This is a genomic window from Streptomyces sp. NPDC028289 (genome assembly GCF_055565975.1).
Genome location: NZ_JBVHTI010000002.1, coordinates 1,328,133 through 1,344,408, shown reverse-complemented (window position 1 = coordinate 1,344,408; position 16,276 = coordinate 1,328,133). Strand labels below are relative to the sequence as shown.

Here is a 16,276-nt window from a genome sequence, read left to right as displayed (position 1 = left end):
TGGGCACTCCTCCCACCAGAGTCGCATATATGGTCAAACCAGACAGACCCGCATTACCCGGGCCGAGCGGCGCCGAGTTCGCAGTTCACCATGGCCGGTGCCAGACTGGCAGGTGGCCGTTTTGCCGCTTTCGCCCGGTCCGGGCGGGTGCGGGCCGAGACCCCGCCTCGCTCCGGTGGACCACGCCGCTGCAACCTCGGTTGCAGCCGCATGGCTTCAGGGAGGAGGGAGGCCTCGCGCATGACTGCCTGCGTCCGGGACACCGCCCTTGCCCTGGCCGCGGTCTCGACGGCCGTGTCCCTCACCGCCTGCGGATCGGGCACCGGGAACATCTCCGACCCAGGGAGCGCGAGAAAGATCGGCGTGCTGCTGCCGGATTCCACCACCGCCCGCTGGGAGACGCGGGACAGGCCCCTGCTGGAACAGAGGATCCGGCAGCTGTGCGGCGACTGCACGATCGAGCACGCCGACGCCAAAGGTGACGTGGCCATCCAGCAGGAACAGATGGACTCGTCGATCGCCCACGGGGTCGACGCCATCGTGCTGGCGGCCGTCGACGCCAGGGCCATGAGCGCTTCGGTGGGAAAGGCAGCCGCCGCGCACATCCCGGTCATCGCCTACGACCGCCTCGCCGAAGGCCCGATCTCGGGCTACGTCTCCTTCGACGGCCTAGAGGTCGGCAGGCTCCAGGGCAAGGCACTGCTGACAGCCATGGGCGCCAAGGCGCACGACGGCCGGATCGTGATGATGAACGGCGACCCCGGCGACCCCAACGCGCTGTCGTTCAAGCAGGGCGCACTGTCCGAACTCCAGGGGAAGGTGACGATCGCCAAGGAGTACGACACACCCGAGTGGAGCACGGAGACGGCGGACCTGAACATGACCGAAGCCGTCTCCGCCCTGGGCGCCGGCAGTATCACCGGCGTCTACGCCGCCAACGACGGCCTCGCCGCCGGCAGTATCGCCGCCCTCAAGGCCGACAAGGTCAGCCCGTTGCCGCCCGTCACCGGGCAGGACGCCGAGCTGGCGGCCGTACGGCGCATAGTCGGCGCCGAACAGTACATGACGGTCTACAAGCCCTTCGGACCCGAGGCCGCCGCGGGCGGTGCCATGGCCGTGGCCGCCGCCCGTGGTCAGCGCCTCGACGGGGTGGCCACCGGGCGGGTGAAGACCCACAGCGGCGAGGAGGTTCCCGCCGTGCTGCTCACCCCGGTGTCCGTCACCCTTGCCACCATCGGGGACACCGTGGTGAAGGACGGCGTGTACACGCTCAAGCAGATCTGTGCCCCGCCGCTCGCGGGCGAGTGCCGCAGGACCGGGCTGACCTGACAGGCGGGACCGGCCGGTCCCGGGCCGGGGAAGGAGTTGATTCTCTTGCCGCCCCCCTTGCTCGCCCTGCACGGCGTGCGCAAGCGCTTCGGCGTCGTCGAGGTCCTCCGGGACATCGAGCTGGAGATCCACGCCGGGCAGGTCCTCGCCCTGCTCGGCGACAACGGAGCCGGCAAGTCCACGCTGGTCAAGGTGATCTCCGGGGTGGCTCCCGCGGACAGGGGGAGCATCGAGTGGGAGGGCCGGGCCGTTCAGATACGGCGTCCCCAGGAAGCCCGGGACCTCGGCATAGCCACCGTCTACCAGGACCTGGCGCTGTGCGGAAACCTCGATGTCGTCGGCAACCTCTTCCTCGGACGGGAGATCCGCAGGTTCGGCTTCCTCGACGAGGTGGAGATGGAGCGCCGCACCAGGCAGTTGCTGGAGCGCCTGACCCGGAGTGTCCCCGCTCTGCGCGGTCCGCTGGTGTCACTGTCCAGTGGCCAGCGGCAGACCGTCGCCATCGCCCGCTCGCTGCTCGGCGATCCGCGCGTCCTTCTTCTGGACGAACCGACCGCGGCGCTGGGGTTCGAGCAGACCACCGAGGTCCTCGACCTCGTCGACCGTCTCCGTGACCACGGCCTGGGGATCCTGCTCATCAGCCACAACATGGGCGATGTGAAGGCCCTCGCGGACCGGGCCGCCGTGCTGCGGCTCGGCCGCAACAACGGCTTCTTCGACGTGAGCACCACCTCCCAGGAGCAGATCATCTCCTCCATCACGGGCGCCACGGACAACCCGCCCCGCCGGCCGGCCCACCCCGAGGCGGAGAGCGATGCCTGACATACCGGACGGGACGAGGGCCGCTCCCGCAGCCGCCACCGCAGAAGCCCGTCAGCACCGTGCCGGGAGGGCCGTCACCCGCGCCGTGGCGGCCTGGATCACCGTCCGGCGGAGCAGGCTGAGCGCCGGTGAACTGGGCCACCTTCCCGTCACCCTCGTCCTCGCCGCGGTCTGGATCGTCTTCCAGTGCATCGACTCCGCCTTCCTCTCCCCCCGCAACCTGTCCAACCTCAGCGTGGACATCGTCGGTACGGGTCTCATCGCGGTCGGCATCGTCTTCGTGCTGCTGCTCGGTGAACTCGACCTGTCGGTCGGCTCGATCAGCGGGTTCGCCGCCGCGGTCTTCGCCGTGCTCAGCGTCGACAACGGCGTGCCGGAATGGCTTGCCCTGATCGCCGCGGTGCTGACGGGCACCGTGGCGGGGACCGTCCAGGGGTACTCCGTCGCCAGGACCCGGGTGCCGGCCTTCGTGGTCACCCTCGCCGGGCTGCTGACGTGGAACGGCCTCATGCTCGCCGTCCTCGGCACCAGCGGCACCGTCAACCTCGACGAGAACGGGCTCATCGCCCACCTGACCAGCTACTACTTCACCAACGCCGGCGTCGCCTATGCGGTGGCGGCATTCGCCACGGCTCTGGTCTTCCTCGACGCCTACCTGAACAGGCGCCGCCGCAGGGCCGTCGGAATGCCACACCGCCCGCTGCACGCCATCGGGGTGCGCACCGGAGCGGTGGCGGTGATCGCGTTCGCCTCCGCCTACGTGCTGAACCAGTTCCAGGGCCTGCCGCTGGCTCTGCTGATCTTCCTCGCCGTGGTGGCGGGCCTCGACATCATGCTCCGGCGCACGCACTACGGACGGCAGGTCTACGCGCTGGGGAGCAGCGTCGAGGCGTCCCGTCGCGCCAGCCTCAACGTGACCGGCGTACAGACGGCCGTGCTCGCGGTCTCCGGCACCCTGGCGGCGACCGGCGGCCTGTTCCTGGCCTCGCGCATCACGTCGGTGAGCCAGAACTCCGGCTCCGGTGTCCTCCTGCTGAACGCCATCGCCGCCGCCGTCATCGGCGGCACCAGCCTGTTCGGGGGCCGCGGTACGACCTGGTCCGCGGTGCTCGGCATGCTGGTCATCCAGTCGATCGCCTCGGGCATGGCCCTCACCGACACGCCCACCGCCGTCCAGCTGGTGATCACGGGTGGGGTGCTCTTCGCCGCGGTGGTCCTCGACTCGCTGTCCCGGCACACGCAGCAGGCGCACGGGCGCGCCTGATCGTGACGAGTTGGTAGATATAATGACAAATGTTTTCACATGCATATGGAAGTACCGATGAGGTTGAGATCCGTCCTCTGCTCCGCTGCTTCCGCCCTCTCGGCACTGGCGCTGCTCAGCGCCTGCAGCGGCGGCAGCAGCACGGCCACGCCGGGCGACGGCAAGCCGCTGGTCGGCGTCGATTACCCGCGCTCCGACACCGACTTCTGGTACGCGTACATCACCTACACACCGGAGTACGCCAAGCGGTACGGCCTCTCGCTCAGGACCACCAACTCGCAGAACGATGTGGCCAAACTCGCCGCCAACACGCAGACGCTCATCCTCCAGGGCGCCAAGGGCATCGCGATGGCCCCGCAGAGCACGTTTGCCATCGCGCCGATCCTGGCGCAGTTGCGGGCGGCGAAGATCCCGGTCGTCACCATCGACACCCGCCCTGACACCGGCAGGGTCTACATGGTGGTCCGCGCGGACAACCGCGCCTACGGCGAGAAGGCGTGCAAGTACCTGGGCACCAAGCTGGGCGGCAAGGGCAAGGTCGTGATGCTGGAGGGCGACCTCGCGTCGATCAACGGCCGAGACCGCACCGAGGGATTCAACGACTGCATGAAGAGGAACTACCCGGGGATCAAGGTGTTCGGCGAGACCACCGACTGGGACGGCGCCGTCGCCGCGCAGAAGCTCCAGACCGACCTGACGGCCCACCCCGACATCAAGGGCATCTACATGCAGTCCAGCCTGGCCCTGTCCGGCACGCTCCAGGTGCTGAGGCAGGAAGGGCTGCTGGTCGGCCCGAAGGACAGGAGACACGTGTTCGTCGTCTCCAACGACGGCATTCCCAGGGAACTCGAGAACATCTCCGAGGGCCACATCGACGCCACCGTGTCCCAGCCGGCCGACCTGTACGCCAAGTACGCCCTGTACTACCTGAAGGCTGCGATCGGCGGAAAGACGTTCAAGCCCGGCAGGACAGACCATCACAGCACCATCGTTCGGATCCGCGACGGGCTTCTGGAGGACCAGCTCTCCGCCCCGCTCGTCACCGTCGACGGTGGCACGTACGGCGGCGTCCCCAGCCTCAAGAGCACCGACCCCTCGTTGTGGGGCCACAGCCTCGGCTGACACCACGGCCACCACTGTCGTCGCCCACGAGCAGGAAACCCGGTGCGTACTGGCCGAATTCATAGGTGGTGTTGCGTTCACCGATGCACCCGGCCGGGTACACCGTCACACCCGCAGCGGTCATCAGGCCGTCCGTCACCTTCCACGGCGCTCCACCGATCCAGCCCTGCCGCACCAAGCCTGAGAACGGACACTGTCACCGGACCTCAAGCGGACGGCCGGCGCCGCGTTCAGCGGATAGCCGGCCGATGGCGCGGGCCGTACTTTTTGAGGAACCCTCCGCGTCTGTGCCGGCATGCCGTCGAACCTCCGGGTCCGGCTACCGTCCGGAAGCCGCCGGCGGAACGTCCGCCCCGTGCCGGGCGTGGGCTTCGACACCCAACAGGAGCACACATGGCCACTACGGTCGACGCCGTCGTCGTCGGGTCCGGGGTGAACGGCCTGGTCGCCGCCGCCGAACTCGCGAAGGCGGGCTGGTCGGTCGCCCTCGTCGAGCGCGCGGACCGGCTGGGCGGCTTCATCGCCACCGAGGAACGTACGGTGCCCGGATACCTGCACGACACGTACTCCTCCTGGCATCCGCTGTTCGTCTCGGGCCCCGCGTACGCCGCGCTCGGCGCCGACCTGCACCGGCACGGCCTGCGCTACCTCAACGCCGACGCGTTCGTCACCGGCACGGTCGCGGACGACGGCCGGGTGGTTCTGGCCCACCGTGATCCGGAGGCGACCGCGGCGGCGTTCACCCACTCGGAGGACGGCACCGCCTACCTCGCGATGCTGCAGCGCTTCCTCGACAACGCCGACGCGATCGGGGGCTTCCTGGGCAGCGAACCGCGTTCTCCCCAGGTGGTGCGCCACGCGGTCAAGCTGCTGCGCCACGAGAAGCCGACCGGTACGGAGGCCTGGCTGCGGGACACGGTCACCAGCGGTCGCTCCTACTGCCGCCGCGCGTTCCACGGGGACGAGGCGGATCTGCTGTGGGTGCCCTGGCTGCTGCATGCCGGGCTGTCGCCCGACCACGCCTCCGGTGCGCTGATGCTCCCGATCCTGGCCGCGACCGTGCACGGTTTCGGCCTGCCGGTGGTGGCGGGCGGGGCCGGACGCTTCGTGGACGCGTTCCGGGCACTGCTCGCCGAGCTGCGGGTGGACGTCCGTACCGGACACACCGTGGAGCGTGTGGTGGTCAACGGCGACGGGCGCGCCGTCGGCGTCGTCTGCGGCGGTGAGACCCTGCTCGCCCGCCGCGCCGTCCTGGCCTCCGTCACCCCGTCGGCGCTGTACGGCGAGCTGCTGCCCGCCGACGCCCGCGTGCCTTCCGCGGTCCGCGCGCAGGCCGGCCGGTTCCGGCACGGGCGAGCCGCGATGCAGATCCACGTCGCGCTCTCCGCGCCGCTGACCTGGAACGACGACCGCCTGGCCGGAGTTCCGCTGCTGCATCTCAGCGACGGTTCGGCGAGCACCGGCATCGCCTGTGCCGAGGCGGAGGCGGGTCTGCTGCCGCGTCGGCCGACGGTCGTCGTGGGGCAGCAGCACGTGCTGGATCCCTCGCGGGTTCCGCAGGGCGGCGCGGCGCTCTGGCTGCAGCTCCAGGAGCTGCCCTTCACGCCGGCCGGGGACGCCGGGGAGGAACTCGACGTGTCCGGTGGCTGGACGAAGGAGCTGGCGCAGGGGTACGCCCGCCGGGTGCTGGCCCGGGTCGCACGGCACGCCCCCGATCTGCCGGACAAGCTGCTCGCCTTCGACGTCCTCACGCCCACCGACCTGCAGGCGGCCAACCCCAACGCGGTCGCCGGTGATCCGTACGGCGGCTCGGCCGAGCTGGACCAGAACCTGCTGTGGCGCCCGTTGCCGGCCGCTTCCCGGCACGCGACGCCGGTACCCGGACTGTGGCACATCGGCGCCTCGACGCACCCCGGCCCGGGGCTCGGCGGCGGATCCGGCCACCTCGCCGCCCGGCAGCTGCTGCGCCGGGGCCGCCGCTCGCGTGGGCACTGACGTCGTCGCCATGATGCAGGGAAGCGCTCTGGTCGTCGCCGGAGAGATCTCTCGGGTGACGACCGGGGCGGATGTCGTTCTCCCGCGAGAACCCGGAGGTTCAGGTCGTGGCGGGCCGGACGAGGCGTTCGTCGGGGATGACCGCGACCCCGAGGATCTCGATCAGGGCCTCGGGCTGCCACAGGCCCGTGGTGCCGATGCCGGCCATCGCCGGATAGACCGGCCCCGCGAGCTCGCGCCACACCGCCCCGATCTCCCGGCCGTGCGCCTGGTAGTCGGGGATGTCGGTCAGGTAGAGCGTGATGCTCACCAGGTCCTCCGGGACGCCACCGGCCTCCTTCAGCGTGGCGAGGATGTTCCCGAACGCCTGCCTGAACTGCTCGACGATGCCACCGGGAACGATCTTCATATTTTTGTCTAGAGCGGTCTGACCGCCCAGGTAGAGCGTGTTGCCGCTGAGCGTTCCGTGCGAGTAGCCGCTGGGCTTGGGCAAGGACGCGGGGTTGACCGGAACCGGGGCGGAGTTGGTCGCCATGGAGAGCTCCTGCGGGGCGTTGCCGGGGCTGTGTCGGGCCTGTGCTGTCTGGCGCCACACCGTAGCATCTATTGACAGAGATGTGACGCTCGCGGAAATAATGAAATATCCGAGGGGGCGCGCAGCGCCGAAGAGAGAGAAGAACCCATGCGTCTTTCCACCGTCGCCCACGCCGCCGGTAGCAGCGCCGCGGTGCTCGACGGCAGCGCCTGGCGCGCGCTGCCGGCCGCCGACCTGTCGGCCCTGCTGGCGACGGTGCCGGTCCGGGGGGCCGCCGATCTGGCCGGGGACGCTCTGGCCGACGCCGTTCCGGTGCTGCCGCTGCCCGCTCCGGGCAAGGTGATCTGCTGCGGGCTGAACTACGCCGACCACATCCGGGAGACGGGGCGCGAGCTGCCGTCGTACCCCACGCTCTTCCCGAAGTACGCGGACACCCTCGCCGGTCCCGATGCCGACATCGTGCTGCCGGCCGGCCTCCGGGTGGACTGGGAGGCCGAGCTGGCCGTGGTGGTCGGTGCCACCCTGCGCCGCGCCGACCGGGCCACCGCGCTGGCAGGGATCGCCGGGTACACCGTGGCGAACGACATCTCGGTGCGCGACTGGCAGTACCGCACCCTGGAGTGGTTCCAGGGGAAGGCGTGGGACGCCTCCACCCCCGTCGGCCCCGTGGTCGTGACCCCGGACGAGGTCGACCCGGCCGCGGGCCTGGAGGTGATCTGCCGGGTCAACGGCGAGGAGGTCCAGCGGGACACCACGAAGACGCTGGTGTTCGACGCCGCCGACCTGCTCGCGTACATCTCCACCTTCACCGTGCTGCGCCCCGGCGACCTCGTGCTGACCGGCACGCCCGGCGGCGTCGGAGTGGCCCGGGAGCCCCAGCGCTTCCTCGCCGACGGGGACGTCGTGGAGACCGAGATCCCCGGCATCGGCACGCTGCGCAACACCGTGCGATTCACCGGCTGAGGCCCCGCCCCTCCACCGACGCAGCGCCCGCCGACACCCGCCCACCCACCGACGAGGAGCCCTCATGAACCCCGATCCCAGTCAGTACGTCCCCGGTCAGCAGGTCCCCGGTCAGTACGTCCTCGACGGCGACAACTCGATGTACGCCACCGAGAGCGGCCTGGTGGTACCGGTCGTCACGCGGGGCGGCAGCGAACCCGGTGACACGGGGCAGTCCGCCGGCGCCACCCGGATCTCGGGTGTGAGCATCCAGCACACCCCGGCGACCAGGATCTGGTTCGGCAAGGTCCACAACGACGGCGGCTACCGCTCGGTGCCCCACCACCACGGCGAGGCCGAGACCGGCGGCTATGTGCTCTCCGGCCGGGCCCGGATCTACTTCGGCGCGAAGTTCGAGGACTACATCGACATGGCGGAGGGCGACTGGGTGTTCGTCCCGCCGTTCCTGCCCCACGTCGAGTGCAACCTCGACCGCAACAACCCGCTGACCTGGATGACGACCCGTACCCCGGAGAACATCGTGGTCAACCTCCCCCAGGTCGCGGACGCGGGCCTGCGCGACTGGACGGACCGCCCCTGATGACCGACACCACCTCCGAGGTCTTCACGGCCGCCGTCACCCTCACCCCCGCCGAGGCCGAGCGTTTCGACCTCGCCTTCACCGCGGTCACCCAGCCCTGCCCGTGGCCCAAGGCGTACGGCGGCGACCTGGTCGCCCAGGCCGCCGCGGCGGCGATGAAGTCCGTCGACGACGGCAAGACGCTGCACTCCATGCACTCCTACTTCATGCGCCCCGCCGACATCGGCGCCGAGGTCCGCTACGAGGTGGAGCTGCTGCGCGACGGCCGTGGCTACGCGACCCGGCAGGTGCGCGGATACCAGAACGGCAAGCCGCTCTACGTCTGTCTGGCCAACTTCGCCGCCGGCGAGCCCGGCGGGACCTACGCCGAGGGCCTGCCCGACTGGCTGGAGGCCTCGGGCCTGCCCGGACCCGAGAAGCTGCCCGGCTCCGCCGAGTACCTCGCCGGGCGGACCGGCGGCACGATGACCGAGGTCTCCAAGGACTACTGGTGCGGCGGCCGGGGCTTCGACATGCGTCATGTGCCGGGCCCGGTCTACCTCGACGTGGAGGGCGAGCGGAAGCCCCACCAGGCGGTCTGGGTCAGGCCGTTCGACGCCCTGCGGCCGGTCGACGGGCTCACCGACGCGCAGCGGGACACCGCCGCCCTCGCCTACGTCTGCGACTACACGATCCTGGAGCCGGTGCTCCGCGTCCTCGACCTGCCCTGGGCACGGGAAGGACTGGTCACCGCCAGCCTCGACCACGCGATGTGGTTCCACCGGGCGCCGCGGGCGGGTGTGGTGGACGGCTGGCTGCTCTACGCCCAGGAGGCGGTCGCGGCCGACGACGGCAGGGGGCTCGCCGCCGGGCGCTTCTTCACACCCGACGGCACCCACCTGGCCACCGTCGTCCAAGAGGGAATGATCCGCGCCGGCGCCGGAGGCCACCGATGACCCTGTCGCCGTCCGGGCACACCGACACCTTCGCCCGCGACCATCTGCCGCCGGCCGGGCAGTGGCCGGTGCTGGAGTTCACCACCGAGGCGCTCCGGTACCCGGAACGCCTCAACGCCGCCGTCGAGCTGATCGACGCTCCGGTGGCAGCCTTCGGCCCCGACCGGCCCGCGCTGCGTACCCCCGAGGGTGACGTCTGGACCTACGGCGAGCTCCGGCGGCGAGTCGACCAGATCGCCCAGGTGCTCACCGAGGACCTCGGGCTGGTGCCCGGCAACCGGGTGCTGCTGCGCTCCCCCAACACCCCCTGGACCGTCGCCGCGTGGCTGGGCGTGGTCAAGGCCGGCGGGATCGTCGTCACCACCATGGCCGTACTGCGGGCCGGCGAGCTCGCCCCCGTCGTGGCGAAGACCCGGCCCACCGTCGCGCTGGTCGACCACCGCTTCCTCGACGACGTGTTCGCCGTGCGGGAGTCGGTCGCGCCGGACCTGGTCGTCGTGCCGTACGGCGGTGACACCGCCGACGACCTGAGCAACCGGGTCGAGACGAAGGCGGGCCGGTTCGCCGCGGCCGACACCGCCGCGGACGACGTCGCGTTGTTCGGGCCGACGTCCGGCACCACGGGCGTCCCGAAGATCACCACCCACTTCCACCGCGACATCCTGTCGATCGACAACACCTTCGGGAAGCACACGCTCCGGCTGCTCCCCGACGACCTGGTCGCGTGCACCGCCCCGCTCGCCTTCACCTTCGGCCTCGGCATGCTGGTCGTCTTCACCCTGCGGGCGGGTGCCTGTGCCTTCCTCACCGAGTCGGTGCCGCCGGCAGGGCTCGCCGACCTCGTCGCCGAGCACGGGGTGACCGTGCTCGCCACCGCCCCGACCGCGTACCAGCAGATCCTCAAGTCCCGGAAGGCGGACCGGCTCACCGGGCTGCGCCGCGCGGTCAGCGCGGGCGAACACATCCCGCAGGGGCTGTGGGAGGAACTGCGCGACCGGCTCGGCCTCAAGGTCATCGACGGGATAGGCGCCACCGAGATGCTGCACATCTTCATCTCGGCCGACGGCGACGACATCCGCCCCGGGGCGACCGGCAAGCCCGTGCCCGGCTACCGCGCCACGATCCTGGCACCGGACGGCACTGAGCTCGGGCCCGGCGCCGAGGGTCTGCTCGGCGTGATCGGCCCGGTCGGCTGCCGCTACCTCGACGACGAGCGGCAGGCCGCCTATGTCCTGGGCGACTGGAACGTCACCGGTGACACCTTCCTCCGCGACGAGGACGGCTACTTCTGGTACCGAGCGCGCAACGACGGCCTGATCGTGTCGTCCGGGTACAACATCGCCGGCCCCGAGGTGGAGGCCGCCGTGCTCACCCACCCGGACGTCGTGGAGGCGGCCGTCGTCGCGGCGCCGGACGCCGAACGCGGCTCGATCGTCTGCGCGTTCGTCGTACTGCGCGACGGCGTGGCCGGCGACACGGCGACGGCCCGGAGTATCCAGGACCACGTCAAGCAGCAGATCGCCCCGTACAAGTACCCACGCGACGTGCGCTTCACCGACTCGCTGCCGCGCAACCCCAGCGGCAAGCTCCAGCACTTCAAGCTCCGTCAGCTCGTGCAAGACCAGCTCGTGCAAGACCAGATCGTGGAGGAGCGGCCATGAGGATCGCTATCGCGGGCGGCGGCCCCGGAGGGCTGTACTTCGCCGCCCTGATGAAGCAGCTGGACCCGGCGCACGAGGTCACCGTCTGGGAGCGCAACGCGCCCGACGACACCTTCGGGTTCGGCGTGGTCTTCTCCGACGAGACCCTCGGCGGCATCGACAACGCCGACGACGTCGTGCACGCCGCGATGGAGCACCGGTTCGCCCGCTGGACGGACATCGACATCGAGGTCGACGGCGAGCGGTTCACCGTAGGCGGCCAGGGCTTCGCGGCGATGAGCCGCAAGGAGCTGCTGCAGATCCTGCAGCGGCGGGCCGCCGAGCTCGGCGTCACCGTCCACTACCGCACCGAGGCCCCCGACGTGGACGAACTGCGCGCCACGCACGACCTGGTGCTGGCCGCCGACGGCCTCCACTCCGCCGTCCGCACCAAGTACGCCGACGTGTTCGGGCCGTCGCTGGACCGGCGGCACAACAAGTACATCTGGCTCGGCACCGACCTGGTCTTCGAGGCGTTCCAGTTCTTCGTCAAGCAGACGGAGTGGGGCACCATGCAGATCCACGGCTACCCCTACTCCGACACCGGCTCGACCTTCATCGTCGAGATGCACGAGGACGTCTGGCGGCGGGCCGGCTTCGACCGGACCGAGGACCAGGTGTTCCCGCCGGGCGTCTCCGACGACCACGCCGTGGGCCGGATCGCGGAGATCTTCGCCGACGAGCTGAAGGGCCACCGGGTCCTCACCAACAACTCGAAGTGGCTGAACTTCACGACGGTCCGCAACGAGCGCTGGTCCGACGGCAACGTGGTGCTGCTCGGCGACGCCGCCCACACCGCCCACTTCTCGATCGGCTCGGGCACCAAGCTCGCCATGGAGGACGCCCTCGCCCTGGCGGCCTGCCTGCACGAGCACCCGTCGGTCGCCGAGGCGCTGGCCGCCTACGAGGCCGAGCGCAAGCCGGTCGTCGAGTCGACCCAGCGGGCCGCGCAGGCGTCGCTGGAGTGGTTCGAGAACATCGGCATGTACGCGGGCCAGGATCCGGCGCAGTTCGTCTTCAACCTGCTCACCCGGTCGCGGCGCATCACCTTCGAGAACCTCAAGGAGCGCGACGGCGAGTTCGCCGCGCTGATGGAGGCGGAGTTCGCCCGGCACCAGCAGGCTCCCGAGGTGGCCCCGGCGATGTTCCAGCCGGTCCGGATCGGCGCGCTCGAACTGAAGAACCGTGTCATCGTCTCCCCGATGGACATGTACTCCTCGGATGACGGTGTCCCCGGCGACTTCCATCTGGTGCACCTGGGCTCCAAGGCGCTGGGCGGAGCCGGCCTGGTCATGAGCGAGATGGTCTGTGTGTCGCCCGAGGGCCGGATCACGCCGGGCTGCCCCGGGCTGTGGACCGACGAGCAGCGCGACGCCTGGCGCCGGGTCACGGACTTCGTCCACGACCGTACGACCGGGAGGATCGGCCTCCAGCTCGGCCACTCCGGCCGCAAGGGCTCGACCAAGCTCATGTGGGACGGCATGGACGAGCCCCTCGACGAGGGCAACTGGGAGGTGATCGCGCCCTCGGCGCTCCCCTACGGCGCCGGCTGCCATGTGCCCCGGGAAGCGACCCGTGCGGACATGGACAAGGTGGTCGCCGACTTCACCGCCGCCGCCGTGCGCGGCGTGGCGGCCGGCTTCGACCTCATCGAGGTGCACGCCGCCCACGGCTACCTGCTCTCCTCCTTCCTCTCCCCCGTGGCCAACCGGCGCACCGACGAGTACGGCGGCTCCCTGGAGAACCGGCTGCGGTTCCCGCTGGAGGTCTTCGACGCGGTGCGCCGGGCCGTCCCGTCGCACATCCCGGTCACGGTCCGCATCTCGGCGACCGACTGGATGCCGGACGGCAACACCGCGGACGACGCCGTCGACATCGCCCGCGCGCTCATCGAGCACGGCGCGGCCGCCATCGACGTCTCCTCCGGCCAGGTCGCCAAGGACGAGAGGCCGGCCTTCGGCCGCTCCTACCAGACGCCGTTCGCCGACCGGATCCGCCACCAGGTGGCCGGACCCGCGGGAGTGCCGGTGATCGCGGTCGGGGCCATCTCCTCGTACGACGACGTGAACTCGATCCTGCTCGCCGGGCGGGCCGACCTGTGCGCCCTGGGCCGCACCCACCTCTACAACCCGCAGTGGACCCTGCAGGCCGCGGCGGAGCAGGAGTACCGCGGGGCCGGTGCGCAGTGGCCGGTGCAGTGGGCGGCGGGCCGGCGCAAGCCGCCCACCTCCCGTACCGACAAGGTCCCGCCCCGGCTGTCGCTGCTGCGCGCGGGAGTCGGCGGCGATGTGCACCTGCGCTGGACCCCGGCCGCGAGCACGGTGCCGTCGTGACCGCCGCGCCCGCGTCCGCGAACGCGGTCGGCGTGTACCGGACGCGCATCGAGTGGATCGACACGGACGCGGCCGGCATCTACCACAACAGCACGGTCGTACGGTTCGTGGAGGCGGCGGAGGCCTCGCTCATGGCCGGGCTCGGCCTCCACGACTACTTCCCGGTGGCGCCCCGCGTCCGTTACGAGGTGGACTTCGAGTCGCCGCTCTTCTTCGGCCAGGACGTGCGCACGGTCGTGGAGCTGGTGCGCATCGGCACCAGCTCGATGACCTTCGCCTTCGAGGTCTGGGGCGAGGAGTTCCGGGGCCGTCCACGCGGCCGGGCCGCGCACGGCCGGTATGTGACCGCGCACATCGGCCGTGACCATGCGGACGGTGCCGTGAGCGTGCCCTGGCCCGAGGAGTGGGTCGCGGCGCTGACCGGGCCCGTTCGATCGACCGGGGCGGTCCGATCATGCGATCCCGGTCCGGCATACTCACTGGAATGAGCGAGACGAAGGGCGACCGGCCCACCACAGCGGCGCGCCGGTCCCGGACCGTGCTCGTGAGTTTTCTCGGCGCGATCGTGCGCAAGATGGGCAACTGGATGCCCATCGCCGGGACGGTCGAGCTGCTGACCGCGTCGGGGCTGGACGCCGCGAGCGTCCGGACGGCGGTGTTCCGGCTCAAGAAGCGCGGCTGGCTGGAGTCGGAGAGCCGGGCGGGCATGCGCGGCTACGCGCTGACCCCGGCCGCGCTGGAGGCGCTGGCCGCCGGTGACGAGGTCATCTGGCACGCCCGGCAGCCGGCCGAACTCGGCGACGGCTGGTGCTTCGTGAACTTCTCCGTGCCCGAGTCGGCCCGCGCGCTGCGCCACCGGTTGACCGGTCACCTGACCTCGCTCGGCTTCGGCAACATCGGTTCCGCGGTCTGGATCGCGCCCGCCCGGATGCTCCCGGCCGCGCAACGCGCCATCGCGGAACTGGACCTCACCGAGCAGTGCGCCGTGTTCGTCGGCGACTACGTCGCCGGGCAGCCGCTGACGGCCATGGTCCGGGGCGGCTGGGACCTCGACGAGATCGACCTGCGCTACCGGGAGTTCATCGGCGCGTACGAGGGTGCGGCGGACCGGCTCACCGAGGCCGCGGTCATCGACGGACGGCACGCCTACGTCACGTACCTCGCCGTGATCGACCACTGGCGCAAGCTTCCGTTCCGCGACCCCGGGCTGCCCCGCGAGGTGCTGCCCGAGAACTGGTCCGGCCCTGCCGCCGTCCAGCTCTTCGAACGCATGGTCACGATACTGGAGGGCCGGGCGCTGGCCCACGCGGCCGCGTACTGGTCCACGTCCTGATCGCCTGCGGCTTCCGGCCCCACCCCGGAGAGCGTCGGCGACGCCGCACGGGTGAGAGCGCGGCGCCGCCTCACCGGCGCCGCACGCCCACCGGACCAGTCATCCGCGCGACCACCATCCCCTGGAAAGCTGAGGACATGGCCATCGATCTGAAGGCGCTGCGCGCCTACTTCCCCTCCCTGGACACCGGCCTCGCCTTCTTCGACGGCCCCGGCGGAACCCAGACCCCCCGCCCTGTCGCCGACGCCATCGCAGCGACCCTGACCGGCCCCCTCTCCAACCGGGGTGTCACCAGCCCGTCCGAACTCAACGCGGAGCACGCCGTGGCGGCTTTCCGGGCCGCCTACGCAGACCTGCTCAACGTCCCCGCGGGCGGCGTCGTCCATGGCCGTAGCGCCACTCAGCTCACCTACGACTTCTCCCGTCACCTCGCCAAGGACTGGAAGAGCGGCGACGAGATCGTCCTCAGCCGCCTGGACCACGACTGCAACGTCCGCCCCTGGGTCCAGGCCGCCCAGCGCGCCGGAGTGACCGTCCGCTGGATCGGGATCGATCCCGACACCACAGACCTCGACGTCAGCTCCGTCCAGCGGGCGCTGTCACCGCGAACCCGGCTGGTCGCGCTCACCGCGGCCTCGAACGTCCTGGGGACCAAGCCGCCCGTTCGGCAGATCGCCGACCTGGCGCACGAGGCCGGCGCGCTGGTGTACGTGGACGGCGTGCACTACACCGCCCACCACCTCGTCGACGTACCCGCACTCGGCGCGGACCTGTTCGTCTGTTCCCCCTACAAGTTCCTCGGGCCGCACTGCGGTGTGCTTGCCGGATCTCCCGAACTCCTCGGCACCCTCCGGCCGGACAAGCTCCTGCCCTCTCCCGACGCGGTGCCCGAGCGATTCGAGTTCGGCACACTGCCCTACGAGATCCTGGCCGGCGCCACCGCCGCCGTGGACTTCCTCGCCGCCGTCGACCCGGGCACCGCGGCGACCCGCCGTGAACGGCTCACGCACTCGATGGGCTCCCTGCACGGGCATGAGCAGACCCTGCGCACCAGGCTGGAGGAGGGCCTGCAGGCCCTCGGAAGCGCCGTCACCCTGCACTCCAGGGCAGCCGACCGCACCCCGACCCTCCTGATGAGCTTCGACGGCCGCGACGCCCGCCAGGCCCAGACACACCTGGCCGCCCGCGGCGTGGTGGCACCCGCCGGGTCGTTCTATGCATACGAGCCCTTCACCGCCCTCGGACTGAAGGACCCGGCACTGCGCGCAGGCCTCGCGCCGTACAACACCGCCGACGACATAGACCGGCTCCTCGACGGCCTGTCCGCTTTCCTCTGATTTCCCCCGACCGAGAAGGGGGCCGACA

The 16,276-nt window shown here is 71.0% G+C and carries 14 protein-coding genes; 13 read left to right on the top strand and 1 reads right to left on the bottom strand.

What is annotated here, in order from left to right:
• Positions 1-240 precede the first annotated feature (240 nt).
• From ACZ4UV_RS13955 to ACZ4UV_RS13935, 5 genes are all read left to right on the top strand, one after another.
• Positions 241-1,329, top strand: a complete 1,089-nt coding sequence (locus tag ACZ4UV_RS13955) for a substrate-binding domain-containing protein (RefSeq protein ID WP_467837888.1) — start codon at positions 241-243, stop codon at positions 1,327-1,329.
• Between the two features lie 36 nt (positions 1,330-1,365).
• Positions 1,366-2,151 carry an ATP-binding cassette domain-containing protein gene (locus tag ACZ4UV_RS13950; RefSeq protein WP_390036703.1) on the top strand — a complete coding sequence of 262 codons (786 nt, stop codon included), beginning with the start codon at positions 1,366-1,368 and terminating at the stop codon, positions 2,149-2,151.
• On the top strand, positions 2,144-3,415 hold the full coding sequence (locus ACZ4UV_RS13945) for a sugar ABC transporter permease (protein ID WP_390036705.1): 1,272 nt from the start codon (positions 2,144-2,146) through the stop codon (positions 3,413-3,415). The genes ACZ4UV_RS13950 and ACZ4UV_RS13945 overlap by 8 nt, the downstream gene beginning before the upstream one ends.
• Before the next feature lie 57 nt (positions 3,416-3,472).
• The gene (locus ACZ4UV_RS13940) at positions 3,473-4,537 is read left to right on the top strand and encodes a sugar ABC transporter substrate-binding protein (RefSeq protein WP_451015694.1); all 1,065 of its coding nucleotides are present in this window, start codon (positions 3,473-3,475) and stop codon (positions 4,535-4,537) included.
• Between the two features lie 393 nt (positions 4,538-4,930).
• Positions 4,931-6,532, top strand: a complete 1,602-nt coding sequence (locus ACZ4UV_RS13935; RefSeq protein WP_451015695.1) for a phytoene desaturase family protein — start codon at positions 4,931-4,933, stop codon at positions 6,530-6,532.
• 100 nt (positions 6,533-6,632) lie between these two features.
• On the opposite strand, the gene ACZ4UV_RS13930 is transcribed toward ACZ4UV_RS13935, so the two are convergent.
• The gene (locus ACZ4UV_RS13930) at positions 6,633-7,067 is read right to left on the bottom strand and encodes a RidA family protein (protein ID WP_390036711.1); all 435 of its coding nucleotides are present in this window, start codon (positions 7,065-7,067) and stop codon (positions 6,633-6,635) included.
• 147 nt (positions 7,068-7,214) lie between these two features.
• On the opposite strand from ACZ4UV_RS13930, the gene ACZ4UV_RS13925 reads away from it, so the two are divergent.
• From ACZ4UV_RS13925 to ACZ4UV_RS13890, 8 genes are all read left to right on the top strand, one after another.
• On the top strand, positions 7,215-8,030 hold the full coding sequence (locus tag ACZ4UV_RS13925; RefSeq protein WP_467837885.1) for a fumarylacetoacetate hydrolase family protein: 816 nt from the start codon (positions 7,215-7,217) through the stop codon (positions 8,028-8,030).
• Positions 8,031-8,094: 64 nt separating this feature from the next.
• Complete coding sequence (locus tag ACZ4UV_RS13920; protein ID WP_467837883.1) at positions 8,095-8,610, top strand: cupin domain-containing protein; 516 nt, start codon at positions 8,095-8,097, stop codon at positions 8,608-8,610.
• Complete coding sequence (locus tag ACZ4UV_RS13915) at positions 8,610-9,545, top strand: acyl-CoA thioesterase (RefSeq protein ID WP_451015697.1); 936 nt, start codon at positions 8,610-8,612, stop codon at positions 9,543-9,545. Before ACZ4UV_RS13920 ends, ACZ4UV_RS13915 begins: the two co-directional genes overlap by 1 nt.
• Positions 9,542-11,206, top strand: coding sequence for an AMP-binding protein (locus tag ACZ4UV_RS13910; protein ID WP_451015698.1), 1,665 nt, complete (start codon positions 9,542-9,544; stop codon positions 11,204-11,206). Before ACZ4UV_RS13915 ends, ACZ4UV_RS13910 begins: the two co-directional genes overlap by 4 nt.
• On the top strand, positions 11,203-13,578 hold the full coding sequence (locus tag ACZ4UV_RS13905; RefSeq protein WP_451015699.1) for a bifunctional salicylyl-CoA 5-hydroxylase/oxidoreductase: 2,376 nt from the start codon (positions 11,203-11,205) through the stop codon (positions 13,576-13,578). Before ACZ4UV_RS13910 ends, ACZ4UV_RS13905 begins: the two co-directional genes overlap by 4 nt.
• Positions 13,575-14,066: an acyl-CoA thioesterase gene (locus ACZ4UV_RS13900; protein WP_390036723.1), complete on the top strand. Its 492-nt coding sequence runs from the start codon at positions 13,575-13,577 to the stop codon at positions 14,064-14,066. Before ACZ4UV_RS13905 ends, ACZ4UV_RS13900 begins: the two co-directional genes overlap by 4 nt.
• Complete coding sequence (locus ACZ4UV_RS13895) at positions 14,063-14,911, top strand: PaaX family transcriptional regulator (protein ID WP_390036725.1); 849 nt, start codon at positions 14,063-14,065, stop codon at positions 14,909-14,911. The genes ACZ4UV_RS13900 and ACZ4UV_RS13895 overlap by 4 nt, the downstream gene beginning before the upstream one ends.
• Before the next feature lie 137 nt (positions 14,912-15,048).
• Positions 15,049-16,248 carry a cysteine desulfurase-like protein gene (locus tag ACZ4UV_RS13890; RefSeq protein WP_467837880.1) on the top strand — a complete coding sequence of 400 codons (1,200 nt, stop codon included), beginning with the start codon at positions 15,049-15,051 and terminating at the stop codon, positions 16,246-16,248.
• Positions 16,249-16,276: the final 28 nt, after the last annotated feature.

Bases quoted from the DNA above. Each gene is read 5' to 3' on its own strand.
- ACZ4UV_RS13920 (WP_467837883.1), top strand. From the start codon at position 8,095: ATGAACCCCGATCCCAGTCAGTACGTCCCCGGTCAGCAGGTCCCCGGT.
- ACZ4UV_RS13930 (WP_390036711.1), bottom strand. From the start codon at position 7,067: ATGGCGACCAACTCCGCCCCGGTTCCGGTCAACCCCGCGTCCTTGCCC.
- ACZ4UV_RS13915 (WP_451015697.1), top strand. From the start codon at position 8,610: ATGACCGACACCACCTCCGAGGTCTTCACGGCCGCCGTCACCCTCACC.
- ACZ4UV_RS13945 (WP_390036705.1), top strand. From the start codon at position 2,144: ATGCCTGACATACCGGACGGGACGAGGGCCGCTCCCGCAGCCGCCACC.
- ACZ4UV_RS13935 (WP_451015695.1), top strand. From the start codon at position 4,931: ATGGCCACTACGGTCGACGCCGTCGTCGTCGGGTCCGGGGTGAACGGC.
- ACZ4UV_RS13940 (WP_451015694.1), top strand. From the start codon at position 3,473: ATGAGGTTGAGATCCGTCCTCTGCTCCGCTGCTTCCGCCCTCTCGGCA.
- ACZ4UV_RS13955 (WP_467837888.1), top strand. From the start codon at position 241: ATGACTGCCTGCGTCCGGGACACCGCCCTTGCCCTGGCCGCGGTCTCG.
- ACZ4UV_RS13890 (WP_467837880.1), top strand. From the start codon at position 15,049: ATGGCCATCGATCTGAAGGCGCTGCGCGCCTACTTCCCCTCCCTGGAC.
- ACZ4UV_RS13925 (WP_467837885.1), top strand. From the start codon at position 7,215: ATGCGTCTTTCCACCGTCGCCCACGCCGCCGGTAGCAGCGCCGCGGTG.
- ACZ4UV_RS13895 (WP_390036725.1), top strand. From the start codon at position 14,063: ATGAGCGAGACGAAGGGCGACCGGCCCACCACAGCGGCGCGCCGGTCC.
- ACZ4UV_RS13905 (WP_451015699.1), top strand. From the start codon at position 11,203: ATGAGGATCGCTATCGCGGGCGGCGGCCCCGGAGGGCTGTACTTCGCC.
- ACZ4UV_RS13910 (WP_451015698.1), top strand. From the start codon at position 9,542: ATGACCCTGTCGCCGTCCGGGCACACCGACACCTTCGCCCGCGACCAT.